The organism is Myxococcus dinghuensis, assembly GCF_024198235.1.
GTDB lineage: Bacteria > Myxococcota > Myxococcia > Myxococcales > Myxococcaceae > Myxococcus > Myxococcus dinghuensis.
Window position 1 is genome coordinate 101,005 of sequence record NZ_JAKCFB010000026.1, and the last position, 14,366, is coordinate 115,370.

Annotated in this window: 10 protein-coding genes; 3 read left to right on the plus strand and 7 right to left on the minus strand. The window is 69.9% G+C overall.

Annotation, left to right across the window (positions count from 1 at the left end):
• Nucleotides 1-13: 13 nt before the first annotated feature.
• The 7 genes from LZ198_RS28620 to LZ198_RS28650 form a co-directional block, all read right to left on the minus strand.
• A complete protein-coding gene (locus LZ198_RS28620) occupies nucleotides 14-2,938 on the minus strand; it encodes a hypothetical protein (RefSeq protein WP_253975261.1) in 2,925 nt (974 codons plus the stop codon).
• 626 nt (nucleotides 2,939-3,564) lie between these two features.
• Nucleotides 3,565-4,296 carry a DUF7873 family protein gene (locus LZ198_RS28625; protein ID WP_253975262.1) on the minus strand — a complete coding sequence of 244 codons (732 nt, stop codon included), beginning with the start codon at nucleotides 4,294-4,296 and terminating at the stop codon, nucleotides 3,565-3,567.
• A gap of 84 nt (nucleotides 4,297-4,380) precedes the next feature.
• Nucleotides 4,381-4,965, minus strand: a complete 585-nt coding sequence (locus tag LZ198_RS28630; RefSeq protein WP_253975263.1) for an immunity protein Imm33 domain-containing protein — start codon at nucleotides 4,963-4,965, stop codon at nucleotides 4,381-4,383.
• A gap of 100 nt (nucleotides 4,966-5,065) precedes the next feature.
• Nucleotides 5,066-5,857: an enoyl-CoA hydratase/isomerase family protein gene (locus LZ198_RS28635; RefSeq protein ID WP_253975264.1), complete on the minus strand. Its 792-nt coding sequence runs from the start codon at nucleotides 5,855-5,857 to the stop codon at nucleotides 5,066-5,068.
• A 106-nt stretch (nucleotides 5,858-5,963) separates the two neighbouring features.
• Nucleotides 5,964-6,338, minus strand: a complete 375-nt coding sequence (locus LZ198_RS28640; protein WP_253975265.1) for a hypothetical protein — start codon at nucleotides 6,336-6,338, stop codon at nucleotides 5,964-5,966.
• A 42-nt stretch (nucleotides 6,339-6,380) separates the two neighbouring features.
• The gene (locus tag LZ198_RS28645) at nucleotides 6,381-8,423 is read right to left on the minus strand and encodes a methyl-accepting chemotaxis protein (RefSeq protein WP_253975266.1); all 2,043 of its coding nucleotides are present in this window, start codon (nucleotides 8,421-8,423) and stop codon (nucleotides 6,381-6,383) included.
• 351 nt (nucleotides 8,424-8,774) lie between these two features.
• Nucleotides 8,775-9,587, minus strand: coding sequence for a hypothetical protein (locus LZ198_RS28650; protein ID WP_253975267.1), 813 nt, complete (start codon nucleotides 9,585-9,587; stop codon nucleotides 8,775-8,777).
• 330 nt (nucleotides 9,588-9,917) lie between these two features.
• Between LZ198_RS28650 and LZ198_RS28655 the strand changes: the two genes are divergently transcribed.
• The 3 genes from LZ198_RS28655 (at nucleotide 9,918) to LZ198_RS28665 (ending at nucleotide 14,348) form a co-directional block, all read left to right on the plus strand.
• Nucleotides 9,918-11,867: an APC family permease gene (locus tag LZ198_RS28655; RefSeq protein ID WP_253975268.1), complete on the plus strand. Its 1,950-nt coding sequence runs from the start codon at nucleotides 9,918-9,920 to the stop codon at nucleotides 11,865-11,867.
• A 304-nt stretch (nucleotides 11,868-12,171) separates the two neighbouring features.
• Nucleotides 12,172-13,818, plus strand: a complete 1,647-nt coding sequence (locus LZ198_RS28660) for a DUF6923 family protein (protein ID WP_253975269.1) — start codon at nucleotides 12,172-12,174, stop codon at nucleotides 13,816-13,818.
• A gap of 14 nt (nucleotides 13,819-13,832) precedes the next feature.
• Nucleotides 13,833-14,348, plus strand: coding sequence for a hypothetical protein (locus tag LZ198_RS28665; RefSeq protein ID WP_253975270.1), 516 nt, complete (start codon nucleotides 13,833-13,835; stop codon nucleotides 14,346-14,348).
• Nucleotides 14,349-14,366 lie beyond the last annotated feature (18 nt).

The following is a 14,366-nucleotide window of genomic DNA, read 5'->3' on the forward strand; positions in this document are numbered from 1 at the left end:
TGTCCTCCGGGCGTCAGTGGACGCGGCCAGGGGGCAGGTTCGAGCGGGGCGGGAAGCCGGGAATCGCTGCTGGCGCCGCGTCGTCGAGCGCGTGCGAGGCGCGGAGCGATGCGCCGCCACCGAGCCCTGTCGTGAGCTGGAGGCTCGGAGGCCTGCCACACACCAGCGTCTCCAGGTCCTCCCTGCGCCGGCCCAGGTCATCGAAGGTCCGAGGCTGGCCCGTGAGCGGGTCCGGGACGGTGGTGCCGAGGAGGAACGGCGACGGGCCCGAGGGCTGGGTCGCGAAGCGGGGGAAGACGTGGAGGAAGAACGTCTGCGTCTCTCCCGTGTGGCAGCCGTTGCAGGTGTTGAGGGCGAACCGATGACGGGCCTCGGGGTCGACGCCCGGCGCGTCCCAGAGGAAGAAGAAGGGCGCGAGCGAGGAGCCCGCCTGGAACGGCTGGTCATGGAAGAGTGGAGGCACCTGATGCGTCCCCGCCATGACGTCCGCGAGGTTCTCCTGGATGAACGTCACGACCTGGTTCGAGCCGGTGAGGAACGTGTCGGGCGTCAAGGCCAGGGGCGCCGGAGCAAGCCCCGTCGGGCCGAAGTGGAACTCGCGCAGCTCCCACAGTGGCTCCAGTGAGTTCTCGTTGGTGCGCACCTGGCTGATGGCGCTGCCTCGGAAGCGGCCGGGCGCGACGAAGGCTCCGGTGAAGCGGTCGGTGAGGGCCTGGAGCTTCGCGTTGTAGGCGGGAGTGCCGAGCGGAATCTGCCCCAGCTCGTGCCAGTCGCGGGCCCAGCGCTGGATGTCCTCCGGCCCGTCGCCCGGCAGCACGTACTCGAGGATGACCGTGAAGGGCATGGGGTTGCCCTGGGCGTCCGTGATGCCGAAGACGAAGCGCCCCTCGCCCGCGTGTGTGCCCTCCTGACGCAGGTCCAGGCGGTTGACGATGGCCAGCAGGCGGAAGGGGGCGATGTGGAAGTTCAGCGGGGCGCTCGCGCCTCCACTGCGCGCCTCCCAAGGTCCGAGCACGATGGAGGTCATGGCGGGACGCGGCGGGACGAACGAGAAGCCGACCACCTGGGGCTGCGACCAGGTCTTCATCCACCGGCGCACCAGCTCGGATGGATCCAACCCGCCATTCATCCGCCGCATCAGCGTCCCGAAGGTCCACGCGCCGGCGCCCGTGGTGCGCACCGGGTCCTCCACCACGGACAGGTCCGTGATGAACAACTCCTGTTCAGGGGTGACCTCGCACGTGTTCCGCGCGCAGGGTGTCGCGGACTCGCAGCCGTTGGCGGCGTTGCCGTCACAGTCGAACGTCCCCACCACACAGCCCAGACCACAGGTCCCGCCTCCGCAGACCCCCGTGGCGGAGGCCGCTCCACCGCACACGGTGCCGCACGCGCCACAGTTCGCCGCGTCGTCCATCACCGACACCTCGCAGCCGTTGGCGGGGTTGCCGTCGCAGTCGCGGAAGCCGGCCATGCAGTGCTCGGAGAAGGGGACACACGCGGAGGCATTTCCGGCCGCGTCCACGGCGCGGATGAACAAGGTGACGCCAAGCTGGCTGGGCGTGAGACGGAGCCGGACCTCGCCGCGGTCGTCCGCGGCCCCCTCTTCGCCCAGGGGCGTGGAGCAGTCGGCGTTCGCGAACAGCGCGACCCGTGCTTCGGGTTCGGTTCGCGCGCGCAATACGCCCGCGAACGTCCCTCCAGAGAGGGGGGTGAGCCCCGCCTCGACGATGGGATCCGATGGGGGCAGTGAGTCGTGGACGTAGGTCGCCGCCGCGGAGCAATTGGACGCATTGCCGACCATGTCGAGCGCGCGGACGGAGAACACGGTGGTCGTGTTGGCCGCCGCGTTCACCAGGAACGAGAAGTCTCCCGAGACGTCGTGCGCGGTGAACCGGGCCAGTGGGGTGCCCGTGCAACCCGGACCGCTGAAGAGCTGGACGAGCGCGGCGGGTTCGGTCCGCCCCGTCAGCTTCGGGGTGGGAGTCGGGTTCGGAGACCCTGGGATGAAGACGAGCTGGGAGGGGATGGCCGGCGGCACGTTGTCATGGAGAAAGCCGATCGCGGCCGAACAGGCGGACGTGTTGCCCTGTCCATCCACCGCCTTCGCGGAGAAGGAGCTCACCCCGTTGGCGGTCGTCGTCGGCGAGAAGGAGAACGTGCCGCTGGGGGATGCGGTCGTCGTCAGGACGGGGCTCCCCAGGCAGCCGCTGCCCGTGAACAGGCGCACCGTCGCGTCGGGCTCGGCGGTTCCGGAGAGAGAGGTCGCGAGGACGGTGCTGGGTGAGGGCGGTGTGAAGGTGAGCAGCGTGGGGGGCGCGGGAGGTGTCGTGTCCTGCGCGCAGCCCATCAGGTCGAACTTCGCCAGGGAGATGACCTCGATGCCCGTGCGCGGATCGTTGTCCTCCGTCACGTGGAGCCGGTAGCGGGGGTACGCACCGGGTGAGGCGATGGTGTACTCCCGTCGCTCGACGCCCAGCCAGTTCGTCTCGTTGGTGCGCGTGTCGAGCACCGCCCACGTCGAGCCGGTCCAGCCCTGGAGGGTCCAGCTCCGTGGGGCGCGCGACGTGAGCGAGCCGTTGGCGAAGGTGAGCGCGTAGCGGGTGACGTAGCGCGCGCCGTCCATCCATTCGTACTGGAGCCAGACAGGGAGCTGCCCGATGTTGGAGATCCACATCGAGGCGGAGGTGTCCACGTTGTCGAACACCTTCCAGGCGTCGAACGCGGGGGCGTAGATGCTCGAGGCGCTGGCGAGCCCCGAGGGCGTCATGGTGCCCGTCATCACCGGCACCTGGCTGTCGGCACAGGACAGCGCCTGGGCATGTGTCTCCCGAGGCCCAGACGGGGAGGGGAGCGGCGAGGCCGGCTCACACCCAGGCGCGAGGGCCAGGGTCAGCGCGCAGGCCAGGAAGGTTCCGCGAACGGATGAGGGACGATGCATACACGTACTCCTCGCTACGGGGTTGCAAGAGAAGGCTCGTGGCTTTCTCTTAGGCGGGAGCAGCGTGGAGTGGTCGTGGGATGTGACGAAGGCACCTGGACGCGGGACGAGGGCTCCGTCACGAGGGACAAGCGGTGGCCTCGGTGCGGCCGAGCAGCCTGTGCGGCATCCGCCCCCGGGCGCGCTGGGCGCGAAGGAGCACGGGGCCTCGAATGAAGTGGGCCCGATCAGGGTGTCCTCCTGACCGGGCCCGGGGTGCTGCCATGGATGAGGTCCGCACGTTTAATCAGCCGCCTCGAAGTTGATGGCCCATGTCTTGCGATTAGACGACCGCCACGTGAGGTGAGACGAAGTGGCGGGCTGGAATTGCACCAGCATCCTGGGGTGACGGGCGGCTGTGGTCGATCGAACCTGCGACAGCGAATGCTGAGTCTGGAGTGAGAGTCTGAACGTGGGGTGCTCCGCGTCCCCTTGATGTCGCGTGCCTCGACCGTTGGGCTACCCCGCCGTGAGGTGGAATGGCGGGGGCAGGATTCGAACCTGCACTGAAGGCGACCTGGGGATGCTCGGCGTCAATCTACGGCTGAGCTTGAGCTTGTACTCCTGAAACCTTTGCGTGACGGCGGCTAGCCGAAGAGATAGCCCAGGACGGAGTCCCCGGCCTTCAGCTCCTCGACCTCGACGGCGTTCGCCTCCTCACGCGCGAACTTGACGGCCTGCTGCAGCTTCTCGACGCGCTCCAGCAACTGGGAGACGCGGGTCGCGGGCAGGGCTCCCGAGAACTTCACCGTCTTCCAGTACCCGACGACGATGTCCTCGTAATAGACCTCCACCTGGGCGGGGTGCTTCTCGGTGGCCTCGGCCTTCACGTGGTTGCGAGGCACCTTCTTCGTCTTCGCGGTCTGCACCGGCTCGGTCGCCCACAGGCCCTGGGCCGGGTCGGCGACCCACGACTCGGACGGGTCGAGGGTGGGCAGCTTCTTCACGAAGGTGTGCAGGTCCACCAACTGCTTCTCCAGGAACAGGAGGTACGTGGCGGGCGCGCCCTTGAGCAGCACCTTGCCGTCCACGCGCACGTCCGCTCGGGCATGGCAGTTGGTGAGGTCCTTGGTGGCGGTGACGTCGAAGAGGCGGGAGAGGATCTCCTTCGACTTCTTCAACACGTCGTCCGTGCGCACCTGCACGCGCGTGGACTCGGGGGGGAAGCGTTCACCCTCCTCGTCCCGGGGCTGGTACGTGCGGGAGATGCCGTTGAGCAGCGCGGGCTTCTGGAGGTCGTGATGGGCCTGGGTCAGCTCCTGTTGGGAGCGGTTCTTGACGCCCTTCTCGACGGCGATGATCTGGTTCAGCTTGGGCATGGTGCTTTTTCGTCTCGTTCGTTTGGGACCTGTCGACGCCAGACGCCTCGCGTGGCTGACAGGCCGGGAACGAGCCGGATGCCCTCAGTCCGGCCTCCCGTAACCGAGCAGGGTGTCTCCGTCGAACTCCGCGACCCACCCGGTGGGCAGGGCGAGCGCCGCCAGCAGGGCCGGGCGTCGTCGCAGCAGGACATGGACGGGGAAGGTGTCGAAGGAGGCGCCGCCTGGAGGCCCGGGTGGAAGCACCAGCCAGCCGGAGTCGCTCCCCTCGGGGGTACGCACGCGCGCCAGGGCGACACGGGGGCTCTCCTCCCAACCCGGCACCGCGACGAACGTGTCCGAATGGCGGGGGAACAACGGATCCACCCCCACGGTCTGCGTGGTCTCCAGCATCCGGCCCTGGACCCGGAGCGTCGTGGTGATGTCGTCGCGCCAGTCCTGCCGCGGGTCCCCGTCGAAGTCGGGCTCCGTCACCACGAGCGAATCGCCGCGCGGGTCGAGTCGCAGCGAGGACCACCCGAAGCGCAGTGTCCGGCCGGGGATGAGGCCCCCCGGGGGCAGGCGGCCGAGGATCTCCAGCACCCATTCGCCTTGTTCCTCCGCGTCCTCTTCGCACATGAGGACCACGTGCACGCCGTGCAGGTGGCGCTCGAGTCTCAGCTCGCCCATCGTCGTCCCTCCTCCTCCCTCACAAGATAGAAGCTCCGGCCATCGCGTCCCCGAGACGTCATCGCGCGACGCTGGGGGCTCGCGTGGACGAAGCGTCCGCTCAGCGCCCCTGGAAGACGGGCGGTCGGCGGGCCGTCACCGCGGCGAGCCCCTCGCCCAGGTCCGCGCTGCCATAGCTCTCCGCCTGGAGCCGGGCCTCCTCTTCCAGCGCGCGCTGGAGCCCCGCCCGGTCCACGGCGAGCCGGCCCTTGAGGCCCCGCGTGGCCAGCGGCGCGTTCGCGGCGATGGTGGTCGCCAGGGCACGCGCGCGGGCCTGGACCTGGGCGGCGGGGATTGCCTCGAGCGCGAGGCCGAGTCGGGCCGCCTCGCGCCCGTCGAAGCGGCGGCCGGTGAGCAGCAGCTCCGAGGCGCGCTGGGGCCCCGCGCGCAGCGGGACCAACCAGGTGGCACCCATGCCCGGGTGCAGTCCGAGCTGGACGAAGTTGAGGGCGAGCTTCGCGTCCTCCGCGACGACGCACAGGTCACACGCGAGCGCGACGCACAGGCCCGCGCCGATGGCGGCGCCCTCGACCGCGGCGACGGTGGGGAAGGGCAGGTCGAGGATGCTGAGGTAGCGCGAGTAGAACTCGAGCATGAAGGCGCGTGCCTCCTCGAAGCGCGACTGACGCAGCCGCTCCAGCATCTGGAGGTCGCCTCCCGCGGAGAAGGCCCCGCCCGCGCCGGTGAGCACCACCGCGCGCACGTCGTCGCGCCCCCGCAGCTCCGCGACGCGCGCCCGAAGCGCGATGCCCAGTTCGGGGGTCATCGCGTTGCGCCGGGGCGCGTCGTCGAACGTGAGGGTGGCGACGTGGGCTTCGACTTCGAGGAGGACGCCGGGGGCCTGCGTGGTCATGCCGCGAGCCTAGGTCGCGCGGTCGAAGCAGGACCAGCGACGAATCGTGGGGATCGCCCCACGGGCCGGCGTGACGAGCCGCGGCCTCCGACTCTTCCTCGTCGACCTACCGGACCGTCAGCGAGAGGGTGTCGCCCGGGCGGACGTTCAACTCCTGCTCGCTCTCGAAGCGCCGCTCGCTGCCGATGTCGTTGGCGCCGTACGTGCCGATGACCTCGATGCCGAAGCGCACGCGCCCCGAGTCGGAGAGCGCCGCGGGCGGGACGACGAAGGCGCGCGTCGTCATGCCGGGCACGGTGCCCAGGCGGATCCGCCGGGTGGGGCTGAGGACGAAGAGGTTGACGTCCACCTTCTTGAAGCTGCGGACCTCGACGGTCGTGTCCGGGGGCGGCGGCGTGTCGCCCTGCTGGGCCCCGCGCGCGCCGCCACACGCGAAGGCCAGGCCCAGCCACAGGACGAGCGGGAGGAGTCGTGGGCGCATGGTTCCTCCATTCGTCCCGGGCATGGGGTGGGGCCGCGGGGGCTAGTTGCGTGGGGCGACGGGTTCGTCGGTGCGCAGGGACTGGGTGGCGATGCCGGACATGCTCTCCGCCAGGCCCTGCACGGAGCGGGTGGCCTCCTGCGTCTCCTGCACCGTCTTCAGCGTGCGCTGCATCTGGCCGGACAGCTCCTGGATGGCCATGGCCATCTGCTGCGTGCCCGCGTCCTGCGCGCTGACGGCGGCGGTGATCTGCCGCATGCTCGCGCTGGAGTCGCCGATGATGATGGCCAGTTGCTGGAACTGGGCGCTGGAGGTCCGGACCGCGTCGAGGCTCAGGCGCACCCGCTCGTCGCCCTTCTCGCTGGACTGGGCCGCCTCGCGCATGCTCGCGCTCACGCCGTTGAGGACCTCGCGGATGCGGTGCGTGGCGCGGATGGACTGGTCCGCCAGCCCGCGCATCTCCCGGGCGACGACGCCGAAGCCCCGGCCGCTCTCGCCGCTGCGCGCCGCCTCGATGGCCGCGTTGATGGCCAGCATGTTGGACTGGTCCGCCAGGTCCTTCACGGAGTCGACGATGCCGGACACCTCGCGCGTGCGCTCGTCCAGGGCGAGGATCTTCCGCGCCATCTCCGACACCTCGGTGCGGATGGCGGCCAGGTCGGACAGGGTCCGCTCCAGCGCGGCCGTGCCCTCGCGGCCCACCTGTTCGGCGCTCTCCGCGGACGACGCCAGCGCGCTGGCCTTCTCCGCCGTCATCTGCGACGAGCGGCGGATCTCCTTCACCGTCTGCTCCGCCTCCTGGAGCGCGGCCGCCTGGCGGCTGACGCCCTCGGTCTGCTGGTCGCTGGTGGAGCGGAGCTGCTGGACCACCGTGGCCAGCTCGCCCGCGCCCGTGCCCATGCGCTCGGCCAGGTTGCGCACCTCCTGCTGCCGCTCCTCGAGCTTGTGCGTGTAGGCCTCCAGCGAGCGGACCACCTCCATGGAGCGCCGCGCGACGATGGCCAGCAGCGACAGCGTCAGCGCCAGGTAGCCCCAGTGCGTGACGTTGCCGAAGTTGGTGCTGATGGCGCCGATGACCGGCAGCACCGTCATGAACGTGAAGAAGATGAGGCCGCTCAGGCCGATGATGAACAGGCGCGCGTCGGGGTTGCCGCGCCAGGCCTCGAGGCTCGCGATGCCGAGGCACACGATCATCAGGGTGAGCGTGATGGGCAGGAAGGGCACCATCAGGCGCTGTCCCGCCCCCAGGTTCACGACGGAGATGAACGCGCACAGCACGGACACCACGGAGAAGCCCATGGCGCCCAGCCGGAACCAGCGGCGCTCGTTGTTGAGGATGGCGTCGGAGACGAACTCGATGAGCCCCGCTACCAGGAGGAACACGCCCAGGAGCGTGCCGCGCGTCCCGATGAGCGCGGCGTTCCACAGCGCCTCCGGCATGCCGCTCAGGCCCTGCATGATGAGGCCACCGCTGGCCGTGAAGACCGCCAGGCCCGCCAGCATCCGCCGCCGCCAGTGCAGCGCGAACGCGCCACCGGCGCCGGCCGACACCGCCAGCAGGAGGATGGCCAGCACGAACGGCGTCTGCCCGTCGCGCGCGACGGTCGCCAGCAGCGCGTGCCGCGAGCCGAGCTTCGCGTACTGGAAGATGCCGATGTTGGGGTTGCTCGACTGGATGCGCAGGAGCAGCCGCCCACCCAGCGCCTCGCGCGGCACCGGGATGAGGTGCCACGTCATGTTGTGGGAGACCTCCCAGTTGTCCGTGTTCAGCACGCCGCTCGTGTAGATGCGCTTGCCGTTCGCGAAGACCTCGATGGCGTTGGTCACCTCACCCACCAGGAGGGCTGGCTCCGCCCAGGGGCCGGTCGGCATCGGGATGCTCAACCACAGGAACTTGTTCTGCCCGCGCCCGGGGGGCTCCTTGAGCGCATCCACTTCCTTCCATTCCGCCGTGGCGGCTGGATCTTGCGCCCACAAGGGGATGCCGTCCGTGCCCTGGGGAGAGTCCCCCCAGCGGTAGCGCCAACCGTCCGACACGGCGACGGGCGCGGCGTCAGCGTCCGCCCGGGCCTCGGGCGCGACCATGAGCGCCAGCAGCAGGGCGCACCCCAGCGGGGCGAGGCGCGCGGACCGCGGACGCGCGACGGAAAGTGGAACAGGGCTGTCGAGAAGCGTCGGGATAGGGGGGAAGGCAGCCATGGAGCGCAATGCTCGACTGCCCCGCGATGGCTGTAAATACCCGTGCATCCCCTGACATGTAGGAAAGGTTTGGGAAGGGGCCGCGAGGCGGGGGGAGTGAGCCTTTATTGACGAGATGCGGCACTCACAGGAGGGGTGTTTTTGACCCAGTCCGCCGGTCTCCGGGGCAGGGGGACCACCGCCGGGTGGCCCTCCCCGCCGCGCGAGCCATCTCCTCAGAAAGCGCGCGAGCCGCGATCAGAACGTGTGGAAGACGCCGCGGACGCCGAGTGTGAACAGACCATGGAAGCCGTCCTTCACGGCGGACACCTGGGAGGTCTGCGGGGGGATGCCGTCGATGGTCAGCGTCTGGTCTCCCGTGCGCACGGTGTAGCTGCCGATGGAGGCGGTGAGCATGGGCCCCACGGCGAAGAAGCGCGCCAGGCGGTAGTCGCCGCCGATGCTCAGGCGCGCGAAGGTGGGGCCGCGGTCCGTCACGGACGAGTCGAACCGGGCGGGGGCGGTGGCCCCGTTGGGGAGGGCGACCTGCGTGTCTCCCTTCACGTGGCTCTTGAGGATCTCCAAGCCCACGGCCAGGCCTACCCACGGGTCGAAGCGCGAGGTGGGCAGGAAGTGGAAGCGGCCCTCCGGCCCGAAGCGCCACTGTGAGTTGTTGCAGTCGAAGTTCTCCGGGCAGGAGATGTCGTTGGTCTTGGTGAAGACCTTCTCCCAGGTGCCCCAGACGCCGACGTAGAAGCGCGGGTTGATGCGGTAGCCCAGCTCCACGAGCAGCGGGATGGACACGTCCGCGGCGTCGGTGATCTTCAGGTTCTCGGGGGCTCCGGTGGTGCGCGACGTGCCGTGCTTGTACACGTAGCCGGCGCCCAGACCGATGTTGACGCCGATGGCCACCTGCGGGCCGGAGATGTGGGCCGCGCGGACGTCCACATCGACCGGCTCCGAGGTGGAGACGGGCTGTGCTTGCGTCTCCGGGGCCTCCTGCGCGAGCGCCGCTCCCGTGAATCCCAGGGTGGCGACCACCGACAACGTCTTCCAGAGCCTCAGGGTCATGCGTGCTGTCCTCTCCGTATGCGGGAAGGGCGCGGACGTGAGCAGGGGGGACCCTTCCGGAGAACGCGACCCGGGGGCGGAGCGTCCGGCGACGACAGAACCTGGTGGGTGGTGTCCGGCGCTCACCATTGGCCCCGGGGGACGTCGTCGCCTGGGTGAAAGAGCGGCGCCCGGAGGCCCACCAGACGGTGGGGCTCGCGCCAGCCTCGGATGGCTGCTCCACGCGCCACGGTCCGACCCCAACTTGGGCCCGGATGCACCGAAGTCCGGCCGCCGGGCCGGCGGGCCCGTGGACGGCGTCCTTCGCGCCGCGCGGGCGGGAGGCGCCGCATGGAACACAGGGCGAAGCGGGGCCGCGGTGTGGCGGACGTGCTCCTGGGCACGCCCCTGAAGAGCACCCAGGAGTCGCATGAACAGGTGGGTATCCTGGCGGGCGTCGCGCTGCTGGGACTGGATGCCCTGTCCTCCGCGGCCTATGGACCGGAGGCCGCGCTCACCGTCCTGCGCCCGTTGGGGCCCGGGGGCGTCTGGTGGCTCCTGCCCATCACCCTCTCCATCGTCGGGCTGCTGATGGTGGTGGCGTCGTCCTATCGACAGACCATCGCCGCGTATCCGGTCGGAGGCGGGGCCTACACGGTGGCGCGGGAGAACCTGGGGCGCCGCGTGGGGTTGCTCGCCGCGTCCGCGCTGCTCCTGGACTACCTGCTCAACGTGGCGGTGGGCATCTCCGCGGGCGTGGGCGCCATCGTCTCCGCCTTCCCCCGGTTGCAGCCCTACACCCTGTGGTTGGCGCTGGGGCTGCTCGCGCTGCTGACGTTGGTCAACCTGCGGGGGGCTCGCGAGGCGGGCGCGCTGTTCCTGTTCCCCACGGCGCTGTTCATCGGCTCGCTCTTCGCGTTGATCGCGGTGGGGGTGTTCCGGGCGCTCACGGAGGGCGCGGGTGTCGCGCCCGTGGTGGCGCCGCCGCCGCTGCCGGCGCCCTCGGCGGTGGTGGGGGTCTGGCTGGTCCTGCGGACGTTCGCCAGCGGTTGCACGGCGATGACGGGGGTGGAGGCGGTCAGCAACGCGGTGCCGGTGTTCCGTGCGCCCTCCGTGCGCCGGGCGCGCGCGACGCTCACGCTCATCGTCGCGCTGCTCGTGCTGCTCCTGGTGGGGGTCTCCGTGCTCTGCCGCATCTTCGGCGTGGGCGCGACGGCGCCCTCGGGGCCGGGCTACCAGAGCGTGTTGTCCCAGTTGCTGGGGGCGGTGATGGGGCGCGGCGCCTTCTACTACGTGGCCATGTGCTCCATCCTGGGGGTGCTCGCGCTCTCCGCCAACACCAGCTTCGCGGGCTTCCCACGCGTGTGTTGGTTGCTGGCGCTCGACCACTACATGCCCGTGGCGTTCGTCCACCGGGGGAGGCGGTTGGCGTACTCGCGCGGCATCCTCCTGCTGTCCGTGCTCGCCGGGCTGCTCATCCTGGTGACGGGGGCCGTCACGGATCGGCTCATCCCGCTGTTCGCGATCGGCGCGCTGCTCGCCTTCACCCTCTCCCAGGCGGGCATGGTGCTGTACTGGAACCGCCACCCCCAGCTCGCGGGCTGGCAGTGGCGACGGCTCGTCAACGGGTTGGGGGCGACGATGACGGGCCTGGCGCTCGGCATCGTGGTGGTGGCCAAGTTCACCCATGGAGGCTGGGCCGCGGTCGCCATCATTCCGTCGGGCGTGCTCCTGTTCAATCGCATCCACGCGGCCTACCTGCGGGTGCGTGACCAGACGAGCCTTCATCGGCCGCTCCGGGTGGACACACAGGGCCGGCTGGTCGCCGTCGTGCCGATGGGGCGCTGGTCCCATGCCTCCGAGGCGGCGCTCCGCTTCGCCCTGACGCTCTCGCCGGACGTTCGCGTCGTCCACGTCCGCATCGACGACGCGGATGAGCCGGAGGAGACGCTCGAGCGGCAGTGGCCTCGCTTCATCGAACGCCCCGCCCACGAGGCTCACCTGCCACCGCCTCGGCTGGAGGAAGTGGATTCCCCTTACCGAGGCCTGATGCAGCCGTTGCGCGACTACCTGGACCGGCTGCTGGCCGAGGATGCGCACTGCACCGTCGTGGTGGTGGTGCCGGAGTTGCTCGAGTCCCGGTGGTATCGGGCCGTCCTGTATGGCCGCCGCGCCGAGCTGGTGCGCAGCGCGCTGCTGCTGTCCGGCGTCCAGCGGGTCGTCGTCGTCAGCGTCCCCTGGTTCCCGCCACCGACGGCCGGCGTGGAGCGCGACTCCGAACCGGGCACGCGGCCTGACTGAAGTTGTTTCAGCGCGCCGGAGCCCAACTTTCCCGCCCGTGCTATCGCCGCCGCGTGGACCGCTCCACCGTCGACTGCCCCGGGGCACGATGCGCGCGATGTGCCTCCACCACTGACGTTCTCTCGCGTCTTCGAGAATCGAGAACGCAGGGCCTGGGGTGGGAGGTCCCTGTCGTGTGGAAGGTTTTGCCCGGCATGGGCAGACACCCGCCCAGAGAGTGGATGCGACGGGGGGCGGTGGGCACTTCCCGTGCAATGCGCCGCGCCGCCCTGACCGCGTGGCGGAGGGGCGGGAGGCGCGAACGATGAACTACAAATGGTGGGGAGTCCTGCTCGGAGGGACGCTCTGGTCTTCCGGTGTCCGGGCGCACGACTTCCGCGCGGACAAACAGGTCAATGGTGCGAAGCAGGTGGTGGTCAACAGCTATCCGACGACGCTGACCTTCTCCTTCAGCGCGGAGAACATCCACCCGACGCTGCCCTCGGAACTGCTGTCGGCCGTGGACCCGCTGATGTCGGGCTGCACCTTCTCTCCCTCGCCCCCGCAGACGGTCCCCGTGGGCGGCAAGCTCACCTATGAGTGTCCATACCTCGTGGTCAGCAGGGAGGCCTGCCTGGCGCTGGGCGTGTTGGACACGAACCCTTCCACGCCCGATACGGACGTGAGCTTCACCAACGTGTTCTCCGTGGGGTGGGACAGCGGCTCCAGCCAGTCGGGCGTCAACGTCCGGTGTGATCCGGAGCCCATCCTCCCCTGCGACGACACGGTGTACTTCTCGACGTCGTCGTCGACCGACAAGGGGCTGCCCGCGGGACCGTCGCGGCTCTACATCTTCGACCCGGGCACCGCGACGCTCATGCTCCAGGGGGAGAGCGCGCTGCCGTACAACGCCCTCGCGTTCAACCACCGCAACGGCTTCCTGTATGCGATTGCGTCGGACGGGGTGTCCCCGGCCAGCTTCATCCGGGTGGACGCCAACGGGTCGGCGGAGGTCATCGCCCCCGTCGTCTCCGGAGCGGATTCCACGGTGCTGTGGGGCGCTGGCGCCATTCTCGAGGACGGCACGTACCTGGCGTTCGAGATCTCCAGCAACCACATGGTGCACATCGACAGCACGACGGGCGCGACCCTCAGCGACAGGGGCGTGGGCACTCCGGAGACCCTCCGGGTGCGGGACGTGGCCGTCAACCCGCTGACCGGCATCGTCTACGGCTTCAACAGCGCCACCCAGCGCATCACCACCATCGACCCGACCACCGGTTTCTTCACGGACTACCTCCTCCCCTCGCTCATCGATGGAGTTCCGTCCGTGGGCAACTCCATGGTCTCCGCCATCTTCACGAGCGCCGGTCAGTTGTACTTCTACGGCTCGACGGACGAGGACACCGCCGTCGCCAACACGTTCTATCTGGCGGACCTCGTCACGGGAGCGCTGACCAAGGTGGCCACGGGCCCGAACACCCAGTTCGGGGATGGCGCGACGTGCGCCTTCAGCCAGCCCCCCGAGGAGCAGTCAGCGCCGACGCGGGGCCGTGGCTTCTTCGGTTCGAGCGAGAAGGCGTTGAACGAGTGCCTCTCGCAGGGGCCCATCCGCATGGGCGGCCTGGGCCAGGTGCGGACCGTGAACGCCGCGCTCGGAGTGCTGTGGGCGAACCCCGCGGTCGCCGTGGATGGTTCGCCGCGGAGCGAGCTGGAGCGCCTGGAGGTGCAGGTCGCGCGTGAGCTGGTGACGGCCACGTGCAACGAGCGGTTCTTCGGTACGCCCATGCCGGAGAACCTGCACACGCTGGCCGTTTTCGCGGCGCCCCACCAGCTCCTGCTCCAGGACCTGCTCGGGCAGCTGACGGCCTTCAACGACTCCGGCGTCCGGGTCGCCGTCCCGCTGCGAAAGGGCATCTTCTCGCTGGACCCGATGTGGGGCCTCGAGAACGCCGAGGAACCGAAGTTCTGAAAGGAGCCATGGCCATGAAGACGAACGTGGGATGGGTGGTCCTGGTGGGGTTGTGCCTCACGGGGGCGCTCGGCGCCTGCAGCGCCGGAGACGACGACGACACGCCGGAGGGGGACAAGTTCGAGCTGCGGCTGACGGGGAGGGACTCGGCGGGATACGAGCAGGTGTTGCTCGGGGTGTCGCGCATCGAGGTGATGGCGCAGGGCAAGCCCCTGGTGTTCCAGCTCGGGAAGGAGGCACGCGCCATGGAGCTGACGCGCGAGGACCACGCCTACCTGCTCGGCAACTTCTATCTGCCCAAGGCGGCGGAGGAAGCGGAGGTCATCGTGCACTTCGACGATGTGGGGGCTTTCAAGGAGGCGGGTTCCAGTGGCCTCATCAACGCCCGCTCCGGGGCCATCCTGTTCAAGTCGAAGCGCGTGGAGCTCGAGAAGCGCAAGCACGCCGTCATCGAACTGCACCTGAAGGACAGCCTCTTCCAGGCCCGGAGCGCGCGCGTCCTGCTGCCGTCGACCTTCATCGTCCACTGACGGCCAAGGCGTGAGACT